The sequence below is a fragment of the Streptomyces sp. NPDC021096 genome (genome assembly GCF_040641275.1).
Classification (GTDB): domain Bacteria; phylum Actinomycetota; class Actinomycetes; order Streptomycetales; family Streptomycetaceae; genus Streptomyces.
This window is the reverse complement of sequence record NZ_JBFADG010000007.1, coordinates 57,171-80,151: the sequence shown is the minus strand read 5'-3', so window position 1 is coordinate 80,151 and position 22,981 is coordinate 57,171. Positions and strand designations below refer to the sequence as shown.

Below are 22,981 nucleotides of genomic sequence, written 5' to 3'. Positions count from 1 at the left end.
ACTTCGCTCGGGATCCGTTCGAGGAGTCCGGAGAGGGGGCGAGGGCGGCTGATTCGGCTGGTGAGCTGGATGTGCCGTTCGCGGGGGTGCGGTTCTTCGACACGATGCGGCGGGGGGAGGGGGAGGTTTCCCCGATCCCGCCCCTTCCCGGAACCGGGGCTCCGCCCCGGACCCCGGGCCTCGAACCCATGGGCTCGTCGCATGAGCCTGCCACCGGCGACGGCGCTGCCGGTGCCGGGCGGGCGGATGCCCCCCTCGGCTCCGTGGGCGACGGCTCGGAACGTTCTGCCGACCCCGAACCGACGGATGCCCCGGACGTCCCCGGCGGCTCATGCCCCACCGGTCCCACCGACCACGCCCACGCCCCCACCCCCTGGCCCACCCCCTGGCCCACCGCCCGCGTCATCGCCGCCCGTGCCGCCGAGCCGCTCGCGCCCCGTACGCGGGCGCTCGACGAGGCGCTCGGGCATACGCTCGCCGGGCGGTTGACCGCGCTGACCGATCTGCCGTCGTTCGACACCTCCGCCATGGACGGGTGGGCCGTCGCGGGGCCCGGGCCCTGGCGGTTGCCGGAAGGGGACGACACCGGCATCCTCGCCGGCTGTCCCGATGTCGCGCCGCTGCACGACGGCGAGGCCGTGCGCATCGCCACCGGTGCGCGCGTACCGCCCGGTGCCACGGCCGTCCTGCGCAGCGAGCACGGCACGGTGCGCCCCCAGGGCGAGTTGTATGCGAGCCGGCACCTGACGCAGGGGCAGGACATCCGGCCCCGGGGCCAGGAGTGTCAGTCCGGCGACGGGCTGCTGGCCGCCGGGACGTTCGTCACGCCCGCCGTGCTCGGGCTGGCCGCCGCCACCGGGTACGACCAGCTGAAGGTCACGCCCCGGCCCCGGGCCGAGGTGCTCGTGCTCGGCGACGAGCTGCTGCGGGAGGGGCTGCCGCACGACGGGCGGATCCGGGACGCCCTCGGGCCCATGCTCGGGCCGTGGCTGCGGGCGCTCGGGGCCGAGGTGGGCGGCATCCGCCGGCTGGGGGACGACGCGACCGCGCTGCGGGCCGCCCTGGAGGCCTCCGACGCGGATCTGGTGCTCACCACCGGCGGCACTGCCGGGGGGCCGGTCGACCATGTGCACCCCACCCTGCGCCACCTCGGCGCAGAGCTGCTGGTCGACGGCGTCGCCGTCCGCCCGGGGCATCCGATGCTGCTCGCCCGCCTCACACCCGGCCGGCACCTGGTCGGTCTCCCCGGCAATCCGCTGGCCGCCGTCGCCGGCCTCCTCACGCTCGCCGAGCCCCTGCTGCGGGCGCTGTCGGGCCGTGCGGCGCCCGAGCCGTACCGCGCCGTGCTCGGCGAGGACGCGCCCGGTCACCCCACCGACACCCGGCTGATCCCCGTCGCCCGCGAGGGTGCCGGCCGGGTCCGGCCGCTCCGCTTCCACGGGCCCGCCATGCTGCGCGGCCTCGCGGCCGCCGACGCCCTGGCCGTCGTCCCGCCCGGCGGCACGGGCCGGGGCCGCGAGGTCGAGCTGCTGTGCCTGCCGTGGGCGGCGCAGGAGGGCTTCCCGGGAGGCACCCGGTGACCCCGCCCGCCCGCAACGCGGCAGCCCGCACCACCGCTGCCCCCGACACCGCCGACCCCCGCCGCACCGCCAAGATCAAGCAGCCCCACCCGCCGTGCCCCCAGCACAACCCCCCGAAAGGCACCCGGTGATTCTGCCCAGCCACGACGCCGCCGCCCGCGAGGCGCAGCACGAGGCCGACTTCCGGGTTCTGTTGCCCCGCTACAGCGTGGCGCCGATACGCCAGGTCGGCCGGCGGATCCTCATGGCGCTGCTCATCATGGTCGCCACGGTCTTCATCGTCTACGTGGACCGCAGCGGCTACCACGACAACGCCGACGGCAGCGTCGACTTCCTCGACGCCGTCTACTACTCCACCGTCACCCTTTCCACCACCGGATACGGCGACATCGTCCCGTACAGCGACAGCGCCCGCCTGACCAATGTGCTGCTCGTGACGCCCCTCCGTGTCCTCTTCCTGATCATCCTGGTCGGCACCACCCTCGAGGTCCTCACCGAGCGCACCCGCGAGCAATGGCGTCTGACCCGTTGGAGGTCCGCCTTGCGCGAGCACACCGTCGTCGTCGGCTTCGGCACCAAGGGCCGGTCGGCCGCGCAGACCCTCTGCGCGGCGTCCGGCAATCCGCGCGAGAAGGAGAAGGTCGTCGTCGTCGACCCCAATCCCAAGGTCGTCGAGTCGGCCACCGCGCACGGCTACGCGGGCGTCATCGGCGACGCCACCCGCAGTGATGTCCTGTTGCGCGCCGAGGTCCAGAAGGCCCGTCAGATCATCGTCGCCACCCAGCGCGACGACACCGCCGTGCTCGTCACCCTCACCGCCCGTCAGCTCAACCGCTCCGCGAAGATCATCGCGGCGGTGCGGGAGGAGGAGAACGCCCCGCTGCTGCGACAGTCCGGCGCGGACGCCGTCATCACGAGCGCGAGCGCGGCGGGCAGGCTGCTGGGTCTGTCGGTGCTCAGCCCCAGTGCCGGCACGGTCATGGAGGACCTCATCCAGCAGGGCAGCGGCCTCGACATCGTCGAACGGCCCGTGGTCAAGGCGGAGGTGGGGCGCGGCGTGCGCGACACGGACGACCTGATCGTGTCCGTGCTGCGCGGCCACCGGCTGCTCGGGTACGACGATCCGGAGGCGAGCCCGCTCAAAGCCACGGACCGCCTGATCACGATCGTGCGGGCGCGCCCGACGGGCGCCGAGGATTAGCACGCGCGCTCGTACGCACGGGAGTAGCCTCGCGGCATGTATGCGATCACCATTCCCGTACCCGGCGGACCCGAGGCACTGGTCTGGGACGAGGTCCCCGATCCCGTGCCCGGTGAGGGAGAGGTCCTGGTCGAGGTCGTGGCCAGTGGCGTCAACCGCGCCGACCTGCTGCAGCGGCAGGGCTTCTACGACCCGCCGCCCGGCGCCTCCCCCTACCCCGGGCTGGAGGTCTCCGGCCGCATCGGGGCGCTCGGCCCCGGCGTGAGCGGCTGGGCCGTCGGCGACGAGGTGTGCGCGCTGCTGGCGGGCGGCGGCTACGCGGAGAAAGTCTGCGTCCCGGTCGGGCAGTTGCTGCCCGTACCCGACGGCCTGGACATCGTCTCGGCGGCCGCGCTGCCCGAGGTCACGGCCACCGTCTGGTCGAACGTGTTCATGATCGCCCACCTGAATGCCGGCGAGACGTTCCTCGTGCACGGCGGCGGCAGCGGCATCGGCACCATGGCCGTGCAGCTCGCGAAGGCGGTCGGCGCGCGCGTGGCGGTGACGGCGGGCGGTACGGACAAGCTGGAGCGCTGCCGCGAGCTGGGCGCGGACATCCTCATCGACTACCGCGAGCAGGACTTCGTCGAGGAACTGCACAAGGTGACGGGTGGCGTCGGCGCGGACGTCATCCTCGACATCATCGGTGCGAAGTACCTGGCGCGGAACATCGAGGCCCTCGCCGTCAACGGCCGGCTGGCCGTCATCGGCCTGCAGGGCGGCCGTAAGGGTGAACTCGACCTCGGCAAGCTGCTCGCCAAGCGTGCCGCGGTCACGGCGACGTCGCTGCGCGGGCGGCCCCTCGCCGAGAAGGCGGCCATCGTCGCCGCCGTGCGCGAACACGTCTGGCCGCTGATCGCCGGCGGACGGGTACGGGCGGTCGTGGACCGCACCCTGCCGATGCGGGACGCGGCGACCGCGCACCGCGTCGTGGAGGACAGCGCGCACGTCGGCAAGGTCCTCCTGACCACCGGCTGATCGCCGCCCCGCCGCCCCGGCCCCCGTCACCCGACCGGCCGCTCAGCGCGCCCCGTGGCAGAGGGCGTGTGAGGGTTGGGGTTGTCCGTAGGGGGGTGACTCTTGCGGAGGGTGGCGACATGCGCAACGGATCGCGGACGGTGACGCTGCTCGGGCTGGCGTTGTCGGCGGTGCTCATAGCCCCGTGGCCGGCGTGGGCCGAGGAGCCGGAGCCGACTGCTCCGGCGCCGTCGGTGCCTGTGTCGGCCACGACGGCGACCACGGTCTTCCCCTCCTCGCCGCCGTCCCCCGGCGCCGGGCAGCTGGCCGGGACGGTGGCGGGCGAAGGGCGCCGGCACCCCGGCCGGCCGGAGTCGCCGCCGGCCGAGCCGCCGCGGTCCAGGCCGCGGCCCTCGCCCGGGGCGGCGGAGGCCGGCGACGGCGCGGGACCGGTCGTCCAGGCCACGCAGGCGCCCTCGCACCTACCGGGCGGTGCGGCCCGCGCCCGCGGCCACGCGCGCAGCGCGGAACCCGCGGACCGGGTGATGCGGGTGCTCCCCCTGGGCACCGGGATGGCCCTGACGGGCCTGGGCCTGGGATTCCTCGCCCTCCGCCTGCGCCGCCGCTAGCCCCGCCGCCCCCGTCGCCACGGAGACCGGCCCCCTCCCGCAGGCGTACGCCCGGAAATCGTGTGCGCCCCTGCGCGCCCCCGCGGTGGATCAGGCGTGTACGGGGGCATCAACAGGGGGAAATCACATGTGCGAGAGAATGGCGGCATGGATATGCCGAGGAATGAACGGTCGCAGGAGAGCCCGCACGTCCTGGTCGTAGGCCCGGACGGCATGGCTCTCGGCAGCGCCAGCCCCGGCGGCGGGGCGGGCGACGACGAGCCGCGCGAGGTCCCGGTGACGGAGATGGTGGAACAGCCCGCCAAGGTCATGCGCATCGGCAGCATGATCAAGCAGCTGCTCGAGGAAGTGCGCGCCGCGCCTCTGGACGAGGCGAGCAGGGTCCGGCTCAAGGAGATCCACCACAGCTCGGTCAAGGAGCTGGAGGACGGTCTCGCCCCCGAGCTGGTGGAGGAGCTGGAGCGCCTCTCCCTGCCCTTCACCGACGAGACGATCCCCACCGAGGCCGAACTGCGCATCGCGCAGGCACAGTTGGTCGGCTGGCTGGAAGGGCTCTTCCACGGCATCCAGACCGCGCTGTTCGCCCAGCAGATGGCCGCCCGGGCCCAGTTGGAGCAGATGCGCCGGGCGCTGCCCGCCGGCGTGATGGGCGACGACGAGCACGACGGCCAGCAGCACGGCGGCGCCCGCTCGGGCCCCTATCTGTAAGCCGTACCGCCCGTACGTCATACGTCATATGAAGAAGGCCGGTTGTCGACTGCGACAACCGGCCTTTCTCATGTGAAGCTACGAAATGAAGCTACGAAGCCGACTCGCCCGTCGACACCGTCAGCACGAACTCGCCGTTCTTCGGGTCGAACGGGTCACCCGTATCGGGCATCTGCGTCATCACGGTGCCCTTGCCCCAGGTGTTCTCGTTCACCACGTCCACCCGGTACTTCCAGCCCGCGGCCTGCAGGCACTCCTTCACCGAGTCGATGTAGATGTACTTGAAGTCCGGCGCGCTCTTCTTCGACTTGTCCCGGTAGTTGTCGTAGGCCTTCGTGCACTTCTCGCGCTCGACGGTCTTGGACTTGTCGCCTTCCTTGACCTTCGCCTGCGTGCCGCCGGTGCCGCCGCCCGTGGCGCCCCCGGTGACGCTGCCGCCGCCGCCCGGGGTGACTGCGGACGGGTTCGGCGACGGCTTGTCGTTCGCCTCGTCCTTCGACCCGCTGCCGTTCAGCGCGATGGCCGCGATGACGCCGATGACCGCGAGCACCGCGACGACGCCCGAGCCGATGATGACCGGCTTGTTGCTCTTGCCCGAGGAGCCGCCCGCCCCGCCGGAGCCGCCCACGGGCCCGGACGCGGCCGGGTACGGCGCCGTCGGGGTGCCGCCGGCCTGGTAGGCCGGAGGGGGCGTCTGGTAGCCCTGGGGGCCGGGCGGGGGCGGCGTCTGGGCGTAGCCGCCGTTGTAGGGGTTCTGGTAGGGCGTCTGGACGCTCTGCGGGCCCGGGGCGGGGGTCTGGCCGTCGACGGGCGGGAAGACGGCGGAGCCGACGCCCGCGCCGCTGCGGGCCGGCGGGCCGCCCGCGATGATGATCGGCGAGGGCGCGGCCTGGGCCGTGCCGGCCACCCGGGCGCACTCGTCGCGCATGGCCTCGGCGCTCGGGAAGCGCTCGTTCGGGTTCTTCTTCAGGGCGCGGGCGACCAGCGCGTCGACGGCCGGCGGGATCGACCGGTTGATCGTCGAGGGCGCGACCGGCTCCTCCTGGACGTGCGCGTAGGCGATGGCCAGCGGCGAGTCCGCGTCGAAGGGCAGCCGCCCGGTCAGCAGCTCGAAGAGCATGATGCCGACCGAGTAGAGGTCCGAGCGGGCGTCGACGCCGCGGCCGAGCGCCTGCTCGGGGGAGAGGTACTGCGGGGTGCCGACGACCATGCCGGTCTGGGTCATCGAGGTGACGCCGGACTGCATGGCGCGGGCGATGCCGAAGTCCATCACCTTGACCACGTTGCGCTTGGTCATCATCACGTTGCCGGGCTTGATGTCGCGGTGGACCAGCCCCATCTCGTGGCTGACCTCGAGCGCCGCCAGCACATCGGCTGTGATCTTGAGCGCCTTCTCGGTGGGCATCGCGCCGTACTGGGCGACGTCCGCGTCGAGCACGGAGCGCAGCGGCTGGCCCTCGACGTACTCCATGACGATGTACGGCATCGTCGATCCGTCGAGGTCGTCCTCGCCCGTGTCGAACACCGAGACGATGTTGGTGTGCGTGAGCTTCGCCACCGACTGGGCCTCGCGGCGGAAGCGCTCGCGGAAGGAGGCCTCGCGGCCCAGCTCGGTGTGCAGGGTCTTGATCGCCACATGGCGGTCGAGGACCGAGTCGTAGGCCAGGTGCACGGACGCCATGCCGCCCTCGCCGAGCAGGTCGCGCAGCTGGTAGCGGCCGCCGCCCACCGCTCGCCCCGTGTAGCGGCCCCGCGCGCCGTCCTGGCTCATGGTGTTACTTCCCCCTCGGCGCACTGCCTGGTGTGGCGACCCGGCCACAGGCCCGATCCGGCTGTTCTTCGATCTATCCCGGCCAAGTCTGCCCGAGGCAACGGGCACGTCAAGCCGCGTGCCCGTTCCGTGACCGGATGCGCGACAAGCCGTCACGGGATTTGCCTTGCTCGTACCGGTACGGGTTTGATAGCCGGTCCATCCCGGACCGGCGCACGGTGCAAAGCCTGTAGCGTGCCCTAGCGGAAGGCTGTTTCGGCGGGTTTCCCGCGCGATTCGCCTCTCACGCGAAGCGGACCAGATACGACGGCGAGGACTGATGGCACAGACTGCGAGCGCCCAGGGTCCATCCGACCCTGACGCCAACGGGGGCGGAATGCCCGATGTGCCTGAAATGTGGGGTAACCGCGGGCTGGTCGGGGACGGCCGCTACCGCCTGACCCACCGACTGGGCCGAGGCGGCATGGCCGAGGTCTTCGCGGCGGAGGACGTGCGCCTCGGCCGTACGGTCGCGGTCAAGCTGCTGCGCGCCGACCTCGCCGAGGACCCGGTCTCCAAGGCCCGTTTCACCCGCGAGGCACAGTCGGTCGCCGGCCTGAACCACCACGCCGTGGTCGCCGTCTACGACTCGGGCGAGGACGTCGTCGGCCGCAACGTCGTGCCGTACATCGTCATGGAGCTGGTCGAAGGCCGCACCATCCGCGACCTGCTGCTCAACGCCGAGGCCCCGCCGCCGGAGCAGGCGCTGATCATCGTCTCGGGCGTGCTGGAGGCGCTGGCCTACAGCCACCAGCACGGCATCGTGCACCGTGACATCAAGCCCGCCAACGTGATCATCACGAACACGGGCGCGGTCAAGGTCATGGACTTCGGCATCGCCCGTGCCCTGCACGGCGCGGCGTCCACGATGACCCAGACCGGCATGGTCATGGGCACCCCGCAGTACCTCTCCCCCGAGCAGGCCCTCGGCAAGACCGTCGACGCCCGCTCGGACCTCTACGCGACCGGCTGCCTGCTGTACGAACTGCTGGCGCTGCGTCCCCCGTTCACCGGTGAGACCCCGCTGTCGGTGGTCTACCAGCACGTCCAGGACACGCCCGTGGCGCCGTCCCAGGTGCTGGAGACGGTGCCGCCGGAGCTGGACGGGCTCGTCATGCGCTCCCTCGCCAAGGACCCGGACGACCGGTTCCAGAGCGCGGAGGAAATGCGCGGGCTGGTCCAGTACGCGCTGCAGATGCTGCACGACGCCGGCAGCCACACGGGCGTGTGGAACACCGGCCCGATCGACCACGCCGGGGCGGCCACCCAGGTGCTCGGCGGCATGGGCCCGGGCCTGGGCGCCACCACTGCCATGCCGCACCCGCAGCACGGCGACACCTCGCAGCAGCCGATCATGCCCCGCCGCGGCGGCGGGGACGACGGCGGCTTCGACGGCTACAACGGCGGTCGCGGTGGCCGTGGCGGCCGTGGCGCGGGCGGCGGCAAGGGCCGGATGGCGCTGTTCGCCGTGCTGGCGGTGATCGTCGCGACGGTGGGCGTCGTGGTCGCGCTCAAGCTGGGCAACACCAGCAGCGGCACTCAGCACAACAAGACCACGGACAAGCAGTCCACCGGTCCCAAGACCCCCAGCCCCAGCACCAGCAAGAGCCCGTCCAAGCACACGGGCCCCGTGACGGGGCAGAACCCCACCTCGGACAGCGACGACGACGACTACACCGCGCCCGAGCGGCCGCGCGAGCCGTCCGACGACTACACCAAGCGTCCGTCCCACCAGCCGAGCCAGGGCGCCACGGGTCAGCCGACGCCGCCCCAGCCGACGAACCAGCAGCCGACCACGGGCCCGACGGACGACGGGAAGAACCCGACCCAGAACCCGCCGACCCCCGGCACGGGCCCCGGCGGCACCACCGTGCAGGGCACGACAGGCTGAACCGGCACCGGGCCGGGCGGGACCACTCCCGCCCGGCCCGGTCTCCGTTGGCGGACCCGCCCGGTCTCAGTCGGTGAACGCGTCGCGCACGGACTCGTACGCGCCCGTCCACCACACCGCCAGCGCCGCCGACGCCGGGAAGCCGGGATCGGCGCGGTGGTCGCCCAGCTGGTAGCGCCAGCGCAGCATCCAGAAGTCGTTGAGCCGCTCCCACCACACCCGGTGCACTGCGGCCGCCAGCTCCGCCTCGTCCGCCCCCGCCGCACCGCGGTAGGCGCGGGCGTACGGCCGTATCTTCGCCAGGTCCAGCGTGCCGTCGGGCCGCAGGAAGAAGATCACGGCGGCCCGTACGGCCTCCTCGGCGCGGGGCTGGACGCCCAGGCGGTCCCAGTCGACGATCGCCGCCGGCTCGCCGCCCCGGTAGAGCAGGTTGAGCGGGTGGAAGTCGCCGTGCACCCAGCCCCGGGCGGGGGTGGCGGCCGCGGGCGGGCGGCGGTGGGCGTGGCGCTCCAGCAGGGCCCGGCGCTCGACGAGGCGGTGTTCCGCCAGCTCGTCGAAGGAGTCGCGGGGCCGGTTCCCCTCGCTCCCGCCGCCACCGCGCACCAGCTCCAGGAGCTCCTCGATGAGGGCGAAGGTGTCCTCGGGGCGGGCCGCGGTGTCCGAGGGCGCTCCGGGGCCCTCAGCGGGCCCCTCGGGGCCCTCCATGACCTCCTGCAGGCAGGTGTGCACATGGCCCAGCAGCCTGCCCAGGCAGCGGGACTGGGCCACGGTGAGCTCGCCGCCGTCGCGGTGGCGGCCCTCGATCCAGGGGTGGAGGGCGTAGCAGCGGCCCCCCAGGACGGTGACGGTGCCGCCCTCGGAGGTGGGCACGGGCGGGGCCACCGGCAGGCCCAGGGCGCCCAGGCGGCGGGTGACGTCGTGCTGGCGCGCGATGGCGTCGTGGTCGCCGTCGAGGTGGTGCTTGAGGAAGAAGCGGCCGCGGGTGGTGGAGAGGCGGTAGCCGCGGTTGAGGAGCCCCTCGGTCAGCGTTTCGCAGGAGACGGGTTCGCCGGCGCGGTCGTAGCGGCTCAACAGTGTGCGCAGGGTGCCGATGTCAGGTCCGGTGTCGGGTGGGGCATCGGTGACAAGTGAGCGCGGCACGTCCCAAATGTTAATTCACGCAGAGTGTGCGGCTCGTCGCGCGGGTACGCCTTCGAGGTGGTGCAAGGTGATGAACTGAGGTTCTATGCACAGGTATTCGGGGATGAAGGGCGCGTCGTCCGCGGAGTGCGGGGGGCGGCCGAAGAGCTCGAGTTCTTCGGGGCCCGGACGGAAGATACGGGCCGTGCCGACGAATTGCACGGTCCACACCGACTCCTCGCCCTCGCGCCGGTCGGCGAGGTTGTCGGCGCCGTAGGCCACCACGCTGCCGTCGCAGGCCTGGGCGTAGCCGAAGCCGCCGTGCAGCCGGAGCAGGACGCGCGCGGGGGAGCCTGCGGGGCCGTCGACGACGATGTGCCGGGCCACGGTGACGAAGGGGAGGGCGCGCATGCTGACGGACACCCTTCCGTAGGGCGTACCGGCGAGCAGTTCCAGTGCCCGGAATTCGTCGTGCTGCGCAGTTGGCATGGGCACCACTTTGCACTGCGGCCGTGCGCCGCCGTAGGGGCACCCGCCCCTGATGGGCGGGACGTAAGTCCCTTCAGCGGTTCCTTCAGCAGCCCCTTCAGCGCTTCTCGGCCTGCATACGGGCGACGTAGGCGGCGGCCTGGGAGCGGCGCTCCATGCCCAGCTTGGAGAGCAGGCTGGAGACGTAGTTCTTGATGGTCTTCTCGGCGAGGTGCAGCCGCTCGCCGATGGCGCGGTTGGTCAGCCCCTCGCCGATCAGGTCGAGAATGCGGCGCTCCTGGTCGGTGAGGGAGGCGAGTCTGCCGTCGCCCTTGGGGTCCTTGCCGTCGCGCAGCCGTTCCAGCACCCGGGCGGTCGCCACGGGATCCAGCAGTGATTTGCCGGCCGCCACGTCCCGTACGGCCGAGAGCAGCTCATTGCCGCGAATGGCCTTGAGGACATACCCGGCCGCACCCGCCATGATGGCGTCGAACAGTGCTTCGTCGTCGGCGTAGGAGGTGAGCATCAGGCATTTGATGTTTTCGTCCTGCGAACGGATCTCACGGCATACTTCGACTCCGCTGCCATCCGGAAGCCGGACGTCCAGTACGGCCACGTCCGGACGGGTGGCAAGAATGCGCACGAGCGCGTCCGCGGCGGTGCCGGCCTCGCCGACCACCTCGATGTCCTCCTCGACCGAGAGCATCTCGTGGACGCCGCGCCGTACGACTTCATGGTCGTCAAGCAGAAATACCGTGATTTTTCGTTGCTCGGGCACGGTGCCAGTTTCACACATCAAGTCTTCCCCTGCTCTTGTCCTCCGGGATAACGTGCCCCCGTTCCGGCGGCCCGCAAGGCGCTGACCAGTGGATTGGCACCCCGCATTGGCCGAGCTTTCCAGATTTACTTGGAAATCCAAGCAAAATCGCAGGTCAGGCGGGGTTTCGCAGGAATGCCGCCCACTGGGTAACGTGCATATTGCAGGCCATTCGCCGGGGCACCTGTCACGCCCGGTTCCGGCCTCGGCACACCCACCCCGTGTGCCGTCGGGGATCGAGCGAGCCTCTCTGCGCCTCACGGCGGAGGGAACCCCTCTGGCCGCCGGCGACCCCGGGGGCCGGACAGACGGAGGAGCACACGTGACCGTGGACAGCACTGCCGCGCGCAAGCCGCGGCGCAGCAGCAAGCGGGCCGGCGCCAAGAAGGCAGCCGGTGAGCCCGAACTCGTACAGCTGCTGACGCCGGAAGGCGAGCGGGTCGAGCACCCCGACTACTCCATCGACCTGTCGCCCGAGGAACTGCGGGGGCTGTACCGGGACATGGTCCTGACCCGCCGCTTCGACGGCGAGGCGACGACGCTGCAGCGCCAGGGAGAGCTGGGCCTGTGGGCCTCCCTGCTGGGCCAGGAGGCCGCGCAGATCGGCTCCGGCCGCGCGACGCGCGACGACGACTACGTCTTCCCGACCTACCGCGAGCACGGCGTGGCCTGGTGCCGCGGGGTCGACCCGACGAACCTGCTGGGCATGTTCCGCGGCGTCAACCACGGCGGCTGGGATCCCAACGAGAACAACTTCCACCTCTACACGATCGTCATCGGCTCGCAGGCGCTGCACGCGACCGGCTACGCCATGGGAATCGCCAAGGACGGCGCCGACTCCGCCGTCATCGCCTACTTCGGCGACGGCGCCTCCAGCCAGGGCGACGTGGCCGAGGCGTTCACCTTCGCGGCCGTCTACAACGCGCCGGTCGTCTTCTTCTGCCAGAACAACCAGTGGGCGATCTCCGAGCCCACCGAGCGCCAGACCCGCGTCCCGCTCTACCAGCGCGCCCAGGGCTACGGCTTCCCCGGCGTGCGGGTCGACGGCAACGACGTGCTGGCCGTGCTGGCCGTGACGAGGGCCGCGCTGGAGCGCGCCCGCACCGGCGAGGGCCCGATGCTGGTCGAGGCGTTCACCTACCGCATGGGCGCCCACACCACCTCCGACGACCCCACGCGCTACCGCCTGGACGAGGAGCGGGAGCTGTGGGAGGCCAAGGACCCGATCCTGCGCCTGCGCGCCTACCTGGAGAAGCAGGGCCTGGCGGACGAGGAGTTCTTCGCCGCCCTGGAGAAGGAGAGCGACGCGCTCGCCAAGCGGGTACGGGACACCGTGCGCACCATGCCCGACCCCGACGACATGGCGATGTTCGAGCACACCTACGCCGACGGCCACGCGCTCGTCGACGAGGAGCGCGCGCAGTTCGTGGCGTACCAGGCTTCGTTCGCAGAGGAGACCAACTGACCATGAGCACCGAGAAGCTCACGATCGCCAAGGCGATCAACGCCTCCCTGCGCACCGCCCTGGAGACCGACCCCAAGGTCCTCGTCATGGGTGAGGACGTCGGCAAGCTCGGCGGCGTCTTCCGCGTCACCGACGGCCTGCAGAAGGACTTCGGCGAGGAGCGGGTCATCGACACCCCGCTCGCGGAGTCCGGCATCGTCGGCACCGCCATCGGCCTGGCGCTGCGCGGCTACCGCCCGGTGGTGGAGATCCAGTTCGACGGGTTCGTCTTCCCGGCCTACGACCAGATCGTCACGCAGCTGGCCAAGATGCACGCCCGCGCGCTCGGCAAGATCAAGCTGCCCGTCGTCATCCGCATCCCCTACGGCGGCGCCATCGGCGCGGTCGAGCACCACAGCGAGTCCCCGGAGGCGCTGTTCGCGCACGTCGCGGGCCTGAAGGTGATCTCGCCGTCGAACGCCGCCGACGCCTACTGGATGATGCAGCAGGCCATCCAGAGCGACGACCCGGTCATCTACTTCGAGCCCAAGCGCCGCTACCACGACCGCGGCGAGGTCGACACGACCGCGATCCCGGGGCCGCTGCACGCCGCCCGCACCGTCCGCGAGGGCACCGACCTGACGCTGGCCGCGTACGGCCCGATGGTCAAGACCTGTCTGGAGGCCGCGGCCGCGGCCGCGGAGGAGGGCAAGTCGCTGGAGGTCCTGGACCTCCGCTCGGTCTCGCCCATCGACTTCGACGCGATCCAGCGGTCGGTGGAGAAGACCCGCCGCCTGGTCGTCGTCCACGAGGCGCCCGTCTTCTTCGGCTCGGGCGCCGAGATCGCCGCCCGGATCACCGAGCGCTGCTTCTACCACCTGGAGGCTCCGGTCCTGCGGGTCGGCGGCTACCACGCCCCCTACCCGCCGTCCCGGCTGGAGGACGAGTACCTGCCCGGTCTGGACCGGGTGCTCGACTCCGTCGACCGCGCGCTGGCGTACTAGGGACCAGGGAGAGTCGTGACGATGACAAGCACCGCCAACACCGGCCAGCGGTTCCGTGAGTTCAAGATGCCCGACGTGGGCGAGGGACTGACCGAGGCCGAGATCCTCAAGTGGTACGTGAACGTCGGCGACACCGTCTCCGACGGACAGGTGGTCTGCGAGGTCGAGACTGCCAAGGCGGCCGTCGAGCTGCCGATCCCCTTCGACGGCGTGGTGCACGAGCTGCGCTTCGGCGAGGGCACGACGGTCGACGTCGGCCAGGTGATCATCTCCGTGGACACCCAGCCGGGCGCGGGGCCCGCGGAGGAGGCCCCGGCCTCGACCGCCGCCCACGCGGAGAAGAGCGCGGCCTCGGCACTCGCCGAGGACGCCGAGCCGGAGCAGCAGGGCCGCCAGGCCGTGCTCGTCGGCTACGGCGCCGCCCCGTCCTCGACCAAGCGCCGCCCCCGCAAGGCGGGCGCCACGGCCGCTGCGGGCCGGGGCGTGCCGTCGCAGGCGGGCGCCTGCGCCGCGGCCCCCCAGGCGTCCTTCACCGCCGCCCTCCAGGGCGAGCTCAACGGGCGCGCCGCCCCCGCCCAGGCCCCGGCCGCGGCCCCCGCGCCGGCCGTCGGCCCCGGCGCGCCGGCCACCGGGGCCCGGCCGCTGGCCAAGCCGCCCGTGCGCAAGCTCGCCAAGGACCTCGGGGTCGACCTCGTGGCCATCGCCGCCACGGGTGCGGACGGCGTCATCACCCGTGAGGACGTGTACGCGGCGGCGAGCGCCGCTGCCGCGCCCGAGCCGTCGGCGGCGCCCGAGCGGCAGCCGGCCCCGGCAGCCGCGCCCGCCCTCGCCGCGCGCGAGACCCGCATCCCCGTCAAGGGCGTCCGCAAGGCCACCGCCCAGGCCATGGTGGCCAGCGCCTTCACCGCGCCGCACGTCACGGAGTTCGTCACCGTCGACGTCACGCGCACGATGAAGCTCGTCCAGAAGCTCAAGGACGACCCGGACATGGCCGGGCTGCGCGTCAACCCGCTGCTGATCGTCGCCAAGGCGCTGCTCGTGGCGATCAGGCGCAACCCGGACGTCAACGCCGCCTGGGACGAGGAGAACCAGGAGATCGTCCGCAAGGACTACGTGAACCTGGGCATCGCCGCCGCCACCCCGCGCGGCCTGATCGTGCCGAACATCAAGGAGGCCCAGGCCAAAACGCTCCCCGAGCTGTCGCAGGCCCTGGCCGACCTGGTGGCCACCGCCCGTGAGGGCCGGACCTCGCCCGCCGACATGTCGGGCGGCACGGTCACGATCACCAACGTCGGGGTCTTCGGCATCGACACCGGCACGCCCATCCTCAACCCGGGCGAGTCCGCGATCCTGGCCTTCGGGGCGATCAAGCTCCAGCCGTGGGTGCACAAGGGCAAGGTCAAGCCCCGCCACGTCACCACGCTGGCGCTCTCCTTCGACCACCGCCTCGTCGACGGGGAGCTGGGCTCCAAGGTCCTCGCCGACATCGCGGCGGTCCTGGAGAACCCCAAGCGGCTGATCACCTGGGCGTAGAAGAGAGCTCCGCTACGCGGCCCGCACCCCCGTGACGGGCCGCGTAGGACAGAGGGCCCGGACGTCTCTCCTCACCCCCCTCCAGTGAGGAGAGAGCGGTAGTCCGGGCCCTCTGTCCGTTGTACGGAGCGGCCTACGGATACACCCCACCCCTGGTCAGGAGGTGGAATGGCCCGTGCTGGGCAATTTACTTAACATTGACCGACACTTGCAGTGTCGGAATTGGAGGCCCCGGTGGACCGCGTGGATGGCGAATCCATCAGCCGCCTGCTCCGTGCCTGGCGCGGCCGGATCGATGCCAGAACCGTCCCCGAGCTGCGGGGGGTCTTCCCGCGCCCCGGCCGGCGGCTCTCCCAGGCCCATGTCGCCCGGATGACGGGCGTCAGCGAGGGCTGGTACCGCGCGCTGGAGGCCGGCCGGCGCCAGGACTTCTCCGAAAGCTTTCTGCTGAGGGTCGCGTGCGCGCTGCGGCTGAGCGAGGCCGAGACGCTCACACTCTTCCTCGCCGTCTGCGGCCGCAGACCCCCCGAGGCGGGCCGGGACCACCGCGACCTGCCGCACGGCGTCAAGGCCCTGCTGGAACAGCAGGTCTCCTACCCCGCCTACCTCTCCGACGTCGCCTGGAACGTAGTTGCGGCCAACTCCCTCATGGGCGAGTGGTTCCCCTGGGTGCGCCGCCCCCGGCCCAACCTCATGCGCTGGACGCTGCTGCACCCCGAGGCCCGCGAGCAGATGCTCGACTGGGAGGACAGCTGCGCCCGCATCTACCTCGCCATGCTCCGCGTCGCCGCCAACTCCAACCCCGGCAACGAGGAACTGCGCGCCCTCGTCGAGGAGATCCTCGACAGCGACGCCGACTGCCGGCGCATATGGGCCGAGGAGTTCGACGTGGTCGAGCACCGCGACGGCCATGTCTTCCGGCTGCGCCTGCCGTACCACGGCATGGCCGAGATACGGGTGACGACCCACGTCCTGCTGCCCATACAGCGCCCGGACCTGCGGTTCGTCTTCATCACCCCGATGGACGGCTGGGCGGGCGTGTAGACCCGCCCGCGGCGGCACAGGACGATCGTCCGGATCGCGGACGAGGGCTCATCAAGGCATCTGTCTTGTATCTATGCTGTGCGCATGCCATCCGCGCCCGCCGCCCCCTCCCTCCAGGGCAGACAGCCCGCCGCCGCCGAACGTGTCTACGCACACGTCAAGGACGCCGTACTGCACCGGCGTTACGAGGGCGGCACCCTCCTCACCGAAGGCGACCTCGCCGAGGCCGTCGGGGTCTCCCGCACCCCCGTCCGCGAGGCGCTGCTGCGCCTGGAGGCGGAAGGGCTGCTCAAGCTCTACCCCAAGAAGGGCGCACTCGTCCTCGCCGTCTCCGCACAGGAGATCGCGGACGTCGTGGAGACCCGGCTGCTGGTGGAGAAGTACGCGGCCGGCAAGGCCGTACCCGCCGCACCGGCCCTCCTGGCCCGGCTCGCGGAACTCGTCGACGACATGCGGCGCCAGGCCGCCGCCGGCGACCTCGCCGCGGTCTCCCTCAGCGACCGCGCCTTCCACGCCGAGATCGTGCGCAGCGCCGGCAACCAGATCCTCTCCGGCCTCTACGAACAGCTGCGCGACCGTCAGCTGCGCATGGGCGTGGCCGTGATGCACGCCCACCCCGACCGCATCGCCAAGAACATCGCCGAACACACCGAGATCCTGGAGGCCCTGCGCTCCGGGGACGCCGCGGCGGCGACCGAGGTCGTCGACCGGCACGTCAGTTGGGTACGCAACCTGGCCCGGGGGGACACTCGATGAGCCCACGCTCCACGGCACTGCCCGGCGACCCACCCGGCGGACGCCGGGCGATCGGCGTCTGGGGGACCGGCGTCGCCGTGTACTTCGTCGCCATCATCTTCCGCACCAGCCTCGGCGTCGCCGGCATCGACGCCACCGAGCGCTTCCACATCGGCGCCTCGGCCCTGTCGACCTTCTCCATACTCCAGCTGCTCGTCTACGCGGGCATGCAGATACCCGTCGGCCTGCTGGTCGACCGGCTCGGCACCAAGAAGGTGCTCGCCCTGGGCACCGTCCTGTTCACCACCGGCCAGCTCGGCTTCGCCCTCGCGCACTCCTACGGCACGGCCCTGGCCTGCCGCGCCCTGCTGGGCTGCGGTGACGCGATGACGTTCATCAGCGTGCTGCGCCTGGGCGCCCGCTGGTTCCCCGCCCGCAACGGCCCGATGATCGCGCAGGTCGCGGCCCTGTTCGGGATGGCGGGCAACCTCGTCTCGACCGTCGTGCTGGCCCGGCTGCTGCACGACGCCGGCTGGACGCGGACGTTCGCGGGCAGCGCCGCCGCCGGCCTGATCGTCCTCGTGCTGATGCTGGCCTTCCTCGAGGACCACCCCGAAGGCTGCGGACCCGCCGCCGGCCCCCGCCTCGGCAAGGGCTTCGTGCGGCAGCAGATCGCCTCGGCCTGGCACGAACCCGGCACCCGGCTCGGCATGTGGGTGCACTTCACCACCCAGTTCCCCGCGATGGTCTTCCTCCTGCTGTGGGGCATGCCGTTCCTGGTCGAGGCGCAAGGGCTCACCCGCGGCACGGCCGGCTCCCTGCTGACGCTCGTCGTCCTGGTGAACATGGCCGTCGGGCTCGTCTACGGGCAGATCATCGGCCGCCACCACGCGGCCCGGCTGCCGCTCGTCCTCGGCACGCTCGGCGCCACCGCCCTGCTGTGGGCCCTGGCCATCGGCTGGCCCGGGGCGCACGCACCCCTGTGGCTGCTCATCACGCTCTGCGCGGTCCTGGGCGCCTGCGGCCCCGCCTCGATGATCGGCTTCGACTTCGCCCGCCCCGCCAACCCGCCCGAGCGGCAGGGCACCGCCTCCGGCATCGTCAACATGGGCGGCTTCATCGCCTCCATGACCACGCTGCTGGCCGTCGGCCTCCTGCTGGACGCGACGCACGACGACTACACGCTGGCCTTCGCCTCCGTCTTCGTGCTGCAAGCGCTGGGACTGTCGCAGATCCTGCGGCTGCGGGGCCGCACCGAGCGGCGCGAACGGGAACGGATCGTCGCCTCCCGCGTGGCGACCGTGCACGTACCCGTGCGACCGGGCGGCGGCGGCCTCAGGGCGTGACCGCGAACTCCCGCAGGACCGCGTCCGCCAGCCCGTGATCGCCCTCGACCTTGATGCGGTCCGCGACCGCCGCCGGCCGCACCCGCCCGCACGCCAGCCGGGCGTACGTCTCCCAGTCCAGCGCGAACGTCACCGTCGGCCCCAGCGAGACGCTGCTGTCCAGCGTCCCCTTGCCCTGAGGCCCCACCCGCACGGTCCGCAGGAACTCCAGCGGACCGTGCACGTCGAAGACCACCGTCGAACCCGGCCGCGCCGCCGCGTCCTTGGCCACCACCTTGGGCAGCGCCGACAGCAGGAAGTCCCGGCTCAGGGCCGCGGCGGGCGAGTCCAGGTTGCCCGGCATCCCCAGCGCGCGGCGCAGGTCCTGCTCGTGCGTCCACACGTCGAAGGCCCTGAGCGTCAGCATCCGTTCGAGCGTCCGCTCCGCGGTGGTGCCCAGCGGCCAGCGCACCGGGGTCTGGGGGGAACGGTGCTCGCCCCGCAGCTGCCGCGAGCGCCGGATGATCGTGTAGTCGAGCTCCGAGCTCATCTCCAGCGCGGTGTGACAGCGCCGCACGTCGACCTGCACCTCGATGTAGCGCGAGAACTCGTCGGTGACGTGCCGCAGATCGCGCGGCAGCGTGTGGATCGGCCGTGGCTCGCCCAGCATTTCGCACTCGACCCCGATGATGTGCGAGACCACGTCGCGCACCGACCAGCCCGGGCACTCGGTGGCGCGGTTCCAGTCGCTCTCGGCGAGCAGTCTCACCAACTCGTTGACGGATTCGATGGAGTGGGTCCAGGCGTCGATCGCCGGCTGAAGGCTGGGGTGGACTGTCACGGGCTGATCCCTCGGGCGTTGCTGGCGGCAGGGCGGATGCGTACGTGAGAGCGAGGCAAGTGCTGTCTGGGGCCTATGCCGTTAAGTTACGCTGCGGACGGTCGCCTCGGAGGAGGTTTCGTGGGAGGGATGCGGAGAGTGGTGGTACTGTGCGCGCCTCGTTGATCCAGTTCGGTGTGGACCCGGAGGAGCCGGTCGACGCGCGCCGCGCCCGCGCCGCACGGCTCGTGCGCGAGCAGCGGGGCAGCGACCTCGTGGTCCTCCCGGAGCTCTGGCCGGTCGGCGCCTTCGCCTACGGGTCCTTCGCCGCCGAGGCCGAGCCCCTGGACGGCCCGACCGCCGACGCCATGGCGGATGCCGCCCGCGACGCGGGCGTCTGGCTGCACGCCGGCTCCATCGTGGAACGGGACCCGAGCGGCCCGATCTACAACACCTCGCTCGTCTTCTCGCCCTCCGGCGACCTCGTCCACACCTACCGCAAGATCCACCGCTTCGGGTTCGACGAGGGCGAGGCCGTCCTGATGGGCGCCGGCACCGAGCCCGTCACCGTGCGCCTGCCGGACACCACCCTGGGCCTGGCGACCTGCTACGACCTGCGCTTCCCCGAACTGTTCCGCGCCCTCGTCGACGCCGGCGCCCAGCTCTTCGTCGTCCCCGCCGGCTGGCCGGCCCGGCGCCGCGAGCACTGGACGCTGCTGGCCCGCGCACGGGCGGTGGAGAACCAGGCGTACGTCCTGGCCTGCGGCACCGCCGGCACCCACGCCGGCGTGGAACAGGCCGGCCACAGCATCGTCGTCGACCCCTGGGGCGAGGTCCTCGCCGAGGCGGGCCCGGATGAGCAGGTGCTGACCGTGGACCTGGACCTCGCCCGGGTGGCCAAGACCCGCGAGGACTTCCCGGCGCTCAAGGACAGGGTCCTGGGACGTTAACGCCGTATGTCGTTCCCCGGGCGCGGGAATGCGCGCGGGCGCGGGTGTTGTTTGATGGGGGCATGGCCCCACACGCACGCGTCCGCGCCCCCGAACTCATCGGCAAGGGCGGCTGGCTGAACACCGGCGACACCGACCTCACCCTCGCTGACCTGCGAGGACGCATCGTCATCCTGGATTTCTGGACGTTCTGCTGTGTGAACTGCCTGCACGTCCTCGACGAGCTGCGCGAGCTCGAGGAGAAGCACCGCGACACCCTGGTGATCATCGGCGTGCACTCGCCGAAGTTCGTCCACGAGGCCGACCACCAGGCCGTCGTCGACGCCGTCGAGCGCTACGGCGTGCACCACCCCGTCCTCGACGACCCCGACCTCGCGACCTGGAAGCAGTACGCCGTCCGCGCCTGGCCCACGCTCGTCGTCATCGACCCCGAGGGCTACGTCGTCGCCCAGCACGCCGGCGAGGGCCACGCCCACGCCCTGGCGACCCTCGTCGGCGAGCTCGAGGCCGAGCACGAGGCCAAGGGCACCCTGCGGCGCGGCGACGGCCCCTACGTCGCCCCCGAGCCGGTCGCCACCGACCTGCGCTTCCCCGGCAAGGCGCTGCGGCTGCCCTCCGGCAACCTCCTCGTCTCCGACACCACCCGCCACCAGCTGGTCGAGCTCGAAGCGGACGGCGAGAGCGTCGTGCGCCGCATCGGCACCGGCGAGCGCGGCTTCACCGACAGCCCCGCGAGCTTCAGCGAGCCGCAGGGCGTCGCCCTGCTGCCCGACGGCACGGTCGTCGTCGCCGACACCGTCAACCACGCCCTGCGCACGTACGACCCGGCCACGGGCGCCGTCACGACCGTCGCGGGCACCGGACGGCAGTGGATGCAGGGTTCGCCCACCTCCGGCCCCGCCCGCGACGTCGCGCTCTCCTCGCCCTGGGACGTGGCCTGGTTCGCGGACCGGGTGTGGATCGCCATGGCCGGCGTCCACCAGCTGTGGACGTACGACCCGGCGACCGGACTTGTCGAGGCCGCGGCCGGCACCACCAACGAGGGCCTGGTGGACGGCCCTGCCGCCGAGGCCTGGTTCGCCCAGCCGTCCGGCCTCGCCGCCACCGACGAGCGGTTGTGGCTGGCCGACGCCGAGACCTCCGCGCTGCGCTGGGTCGAGCGCGACGGCGAGGGCTTCGCCGTCCGTACGGCCGTGGGCACCGGCCTCTTCGACTTCGGGCACCGCGACGGCGACGCCGGCCAGGCGCTGCTGCAGCACCCGCTCGGCGTCACCGTCCTGCCCGACGGCTCGGTGGCCGTCTGCGACACCTACAACCACGCGCTGCGCCGCTACGACCCGGCGACGGGCGAGGTGACCACGCTCGCGACCGACCTGCGCGAACCCTCGGACGCCGTCCTCGTCGACGACGACATCGTCGTGGTCGAGTCCGCCCGGCACCGGCTGACGCGGCTGCGCCTGCCGGAGGAGGCGGTACGGGTGGAGGCCGTGGCGCACCGCACGCGGCGCGAGGCGACGGACGTCGCCCCCGGGACGCTGCTGCTGGACGTGGTCTTCCAGGCCCCGGCCGGGCAGAAGCTGGACGACCGCTACGGTCCCTCCACGCGGCTGATCGTCAGCTCCACGCCGCCCGGCCTGCTCGCGGAGGGCGCGGGCCAGGGGACGGATCTGCACCGGGAGCTGGTGCTGGCGGACGGGGAGAGCGAGGGCGTGCTGCACGTCTCCGCGATGGCCGCCTCCTGCGACGACGACCCGGCCAACGAGTACCCCGCCTGCCACATGCACCAGCAGGACTGGGGTGTTCCGGTGCGGGTGGTGGCCGGTGGCGCGGCCCGGCTGCCGCTGGTGCTGGCGGGCTTCGACGGCTGAGCGGCCGGCCGGCTCGGCCGGTGGCCGCTCAGCCGGTGGCTCAGCGCACGTACCGGTGGTCCTCCTCGACGACGGGGGCCGCCGGTGGCGGGGCCTGGACCCTGCGCCGCTTGAAGATGCTCACGTACGCGCACAGGCCGAGGATTCCGGCCGCCATCAGAATGAGGCCCACGAGGGTGAGGTTCATCCCCTGCATGTGCCAGTCGACCGCGAACGTGAGGATGCCCCCCGCCGCGATCAGAGCGATGCACCATCCCATGCCCATGGGGAAACGCCTCCCGAGGTGATCGGCCGTGCCGGCGGGCCGGAGGGCCCGTCGGCCGGGCAGGGAAGCGGGTACCCCGGGCGGGGCCGGCGAATCACATGGCGGGCTTCGCGGCGCCCCCGCCGGGGACCACCCACTCCTGGGCGCCGGCCTCGTCGTACATCCAGTACGTCGTGCGGACCTTGTCGTCGACGTGCAGCTTCCCGCCCGGCAGGGCCGGCTTGGCCGGGGCGCCCGGGAGGGGCTCCATCGTGAGGCGGTCGGGCTTCTGGAAGGTGACCGAGAGCCGGGTGACGTCGCGGCCCTTGCCGCCCGAGCCGTCGCCGGCCGAGGTCAGGACCGCGGCGTAGGCGGACTTGCCGGGGCGGAGCCCGATCCTGTCCTGCGTCGCGCTCTCCTGGACGGGGAGGACCGTGGCCTGGTCCTGGTCGAAGCGCAGGTACGGGAAGCCGTCGACGAGGCAGAGCTTGTCGGAGGTGTTGGTCGCCACCAGCAGCGCGTGTCCGGCCGGCGACTTGGCCGCCTTGACCTCGACCTTGAGGGCGCCGTCGCAGGGGTTCTCGGGCGAGGGGACGGCGGCCTCCGGGGACGCGGCCTCCGGGGACGCGGACGCCGGTGCGCCGGAGGCGGGCGCGGCCTTGTCGGCCTTGCCGCCCTTGTCCTTGGTGCCGCCCTCACCGCCGCTGTCGCAGGCGGTGAGGGTCAGGGCGGCCACGGCGGCGAGCGCGGCGGCGATCCGCAGGTTACGGCTGGTCATGCTGGTTCCCCCGATGG

The 22,981-nt window shown here is 72.4% G+C and carries 22 protein-coding genes; 15 read left to right on the top strand and 7 right to left on the bottom strand.

The features are described 5' to 3' along the window. Positions 1-188 precede the first annotated feature (188 nt). The 6 genes from AB0G59_RS13155 (at position 189) to AB0G59_RS13130 (ending at position 5,114) form a co-directional block, all read left to right on the top strand. Positions 189-1,580 (top strand): molybdopterin molybdotransferase MoeA, encoded by a 1,392-nt coding sequence (locus AB0G59_RS13155; RefSeq protein ID WP_360910988.1) that lies wholly within the window; start codon positions 189-191, stop codon positions 1,578-1,580. Beyond that, complete coding sequence (locus AB0G59_RS13150) at positions 1,577-1,711, top strand: hypothetical protein (RefSeq protein ID WP_360910986.1); 135 nt, start codon at positions 1,577-1,579, stop codon at positions 1,709-1,711. Before AB0G59_RS13155 ends, AB0G59_RS13150 begins: the two co-directional genes overlap by 4 nt. Then, on the top strand, positions 1,708-2,781 hold the full coding sequence (locus tag AB0G59_RS13145; RefSeq protein ID WP_360910984.1) for a potassium channel family protein: 1,074 nt from the start codon (positions 1,708-1,710) through the stop codon (positions 2,779-2,781). The genes AB0G59_RS13150 and AB0G59_RS13145 overlap by 4 nt, the downstream gene beginning before the upstream one ends. A gap of 36 nt (positions 2,782-2,817) precedes the next feature. Further along, complete coding sequence (locus AB0G59_RS13140; protein ID WP_071963703.1) at positions 2,818-3,798, top strand: NAD(P)H-quinone oxidoreductase; 981 nt, start codon at positions 2,818-2,820, stop codon at positions 3,796-3,798. A 119-nt stretch (positions 3,799-3,917) separates the two neighbouring features. After that, the gene (locus AB0G59_RS13135) at positions 3,918-4,406 is read left to right on the top strand and encodes a hypothetical protein (protein ID WP_360910981.1); all 489 of its coding nucleotides are present in this window, start codon (positions 3,918-3,920) and stop codon (positions 4,404-4,406) included. A 147-nt stretch (positions 4,407-4,553) separates the two neighbouring features. Then, entirely contained in the window at positions 4,554-5,114 is a 561-nt protein-coding gene (locus tag AB0G59_RS13130; protein WP_071963705.1) for a bacterial proteasome activator family protein, read from the top strand. Between the two features lie 91 nt (positions 5,115-5,205). On the opposite strand, the gene AB0G59_RS13125 is transcribed toward AB0G59_RS13130, so the two are convergent. Next, the gene (locus tag AB0G59_RS13125) at positions 5,206-6,885 is read right to left on the bottom strand and encodes a protein kinase (protein ID WP_360910979.1); all 1,680 of its coding nucleotides are present in this window, start codon (positions 6,883-6,885) and stop codon (positions 5,206-5,208) included. A gap of 319 nt (positions 6,886-7,204) precedes the next feature. Between AB0G59_RS13125 and AB0G59_RS13120 the strand changes: the two genes are divergently transcribed. Then, a complete protein-coding gene (locus AB0G59_RS13120; RefSeq protein WP_360910977.1) occupies positions 7,205-8,815 on the top strand; it encodes a protein kinase in 1,611 nt (536 codons plus the stop codon). A 66-nt stretch (positions 8,816-8,881) separates the two neighbouring features. Here AB0G59_RS13120 and AB0G59_RS13115 read toward each other — a convergent pair whose 3' ends face one another. The 3 genes from AB0G59_RS13115 to AB0G59_RS13105 all read right to left on the bottom strand — a co-directional run bounded on the left by AB0G59_RS13115 (position 8,882) and on the right by AB0G59_RS13105 (position 11,180). Beyond that, on the bottom strand, positions 8,882-9,955 hold the full coding sequence (locus AB0G59_RS13115; RefSeq protein WP_360910975.1) for a phosphotransferase: 1,074 nt from the start codon (positions 9,953-9,955) through the stop codon (positions 8,882-8,884). A 15-nt stretch (positions 9,956-9,970) separates the two neighbouring features. Continuing rightward, complete coding sequence (locus AB0G59_RS13110) at positions 9,971-10,423, bottom strand: pyridoxamine 5'-phosphate oxidase family protein (RefSeq protein ID WP_071963709.1); 453 nt, start codon at positions 10,421-10,423, stop codon at positions 9,971-9,973. Between the two features lie 97 nt (positions 10,424-10,520). Then, positions 10,521-11,180: a response regulator transcription factor gene (locus tag AB0G59_RS13105; RefSeq protein WP_360910972.1), complete on the bottom strand. Its 660-nt coding sequence runs from the start codon at positions 11,178-11,180 to the stop codon at positions 10,521-10,523. Positions 11,181-11,541: 361 nt separating this feature from the next. Here AB0G59_RS13105 and pdhA point away from each other — a divergent pair, with 361 nt between their 5' ends. The 6 genes from pdhA (at position 11,542) to AB0G59_RS13075 (ending at position 18,325) form a co-directional block, all read left to right on the top strand. Next, positions 11,542-12,684, top strand: coding sequence for a pyruvate dehydrogenase (acetyl-transferring) E1 component subunit alpha (pdhA, locus tag AB0G59_RS13100; protein WP_360910970.1), 1,143 nt, complete (start codon positions 11,542-11,544; stop codon positions 12,682-12,684). Positions 12,685-12,686: 2 nt separating this feature from the next. Beyond that, on the top strand, positions 12,687-13,667 hold the full coding sequence (locus tag AB0G59_RS13095; RefSeq protein WP_360910968.1) for an alpha-ketoacid dehydrogenase subunit beta: 981 nt from the start codon (positions 12,687-12,689) through the stop codon (positions 13,665-13,667). A 21-nt stretch (positions 13,668-13,688) separates the two neighbouring features. Beyond that, on the top strand, positions 13,689-15,200 hold the full coding sequence (locus tag AB0G59_RS13090) for a dihydrolipoamide acetyltransferase family protein (RefSeq protein WP_360910966.1): 1,512 nt from the start codon (positions 13,689-13,691) through the stop codon (positions 15,198-15,200). Between the two features lie 234 nt (positions 15,201-15,434). Further along, positions 15,435-16,244 carry a helix-turn-helix transcriptional regulator gene (locus AB0G59_RS13085; protein ID WP_360910964.1) on the top strand — a complete coding sequence of 270 codons (810 nt, stop codon included), beginning with the start codon at positions 15,435-15,437 and terminating at the stop codon, positions 16,242-16,244. A gap of 84 nt (positions 16,245-16,328) precedes the next feature. After that, positions 16,329-17,000, top strand: coding sequence for a GntR family transcriptional regulator (locus AB0G59_RS13080; RefSeq protein ID WP_071963730.1), 672 nt, complete (start codon positions 16,329-16,331; stop codon positions 16,998-17,000). Beyond that, positions 16,997-18,325, top strand: a complete 1,329-nt coding sequence (locus AB0G59_RS13075) for an MFS transporter (RefSeq protein ID WP_360910962.1) — start codon at positions 16,997-16,999, stop codon at positions 18,323-18,325. The genes AB0G59_RS13080 and AB0G59_RS13075 overlap by 4 nt, the downstream gene beginning before the upstream one ends. On the opposite strand, the gene AB0G59_RS13070 is transcribed toward AB0G59_RS13075, so the two are convergent. Next, positions 18,315-19,145, bottom strand: a complete 831-nt coding sequence (locus tag AB0G59_RS13070; protein WP_360910960.1) for a maleylpyruvate isomerase family mycothiol-dependent enzyme — start codon at positions 19,143-19,145, stop codon at positions 18,315-18,317. The genes AB0G59_RS13075 and AB0G59_RS13070 overlap by 11 nt on opposite strands. Before the next feature lie 149 nt (positions 19,146-19,294). Between AB0G59_RS13070 and AB0G59_RS13065 the strand changes: the two genes are divergently transcribed. Beyond that, positions 19,295-20,074: a carbon-nitrogen family hydrolase gene (locus tag AB0G59_RS13065; RefSeq protein ID WP_360910958.1), complete on the top strand. Its 780-nt coding sequence runs from the start codon at positions 19,295-19,297 to the stop codon at positions 20,072-20,074. A gap of 62 nt (positions 20,075-20,136) precedes the next feature. Beyond that, on the top strand, positions 20,137-21,942 hold the full coding sequence (locus AB0G59_RS13060; RefSeq protein ID WP_360910956.1) for a thioredoxin-like domain-containing protein: 1,806 nt from the start codon (positions 20,137-20,139) through the stop codon (positions 21,940-21,942). A gap of 40 nt (positions 21,943-21,982) precedes the next feature. Here the strand turns inward: AB0G59_RS13060 and AB0G59_RS13055 are convergent, their stop codons facing one another. Both AB0G59_RS13055 and AB0G59_RS13050 read right to left on the bottom strand, forming a co-directional pair. Then, positions 21,983-22,207 (bottom strand): DUF6458 family protein, encoded by a 225-nt coding sequence (locus tag AB0G59_RS13055; RefSeq protein WP_071963718.1) that lies wholly within the window; start codon positions 22,205-22,207, stop codon positions 21,983-21,985. 94 nt (positions 22,208-22,301) lie between these two features. Further along, positions 22,302-22,964 (bottom strand): DUF4232 domain-containing protein, encoded by a 663-nt coding sequence (locus AB0G59_RS13050; RefSeq protein ID WP_360910954.1) that lies wholly within the window; start codon positions 22,962-22,964, stop codon positions 22,302-22,304. Between the last annotated feature and the right edge of the window lie 17 nt (positions 22,965-22,981).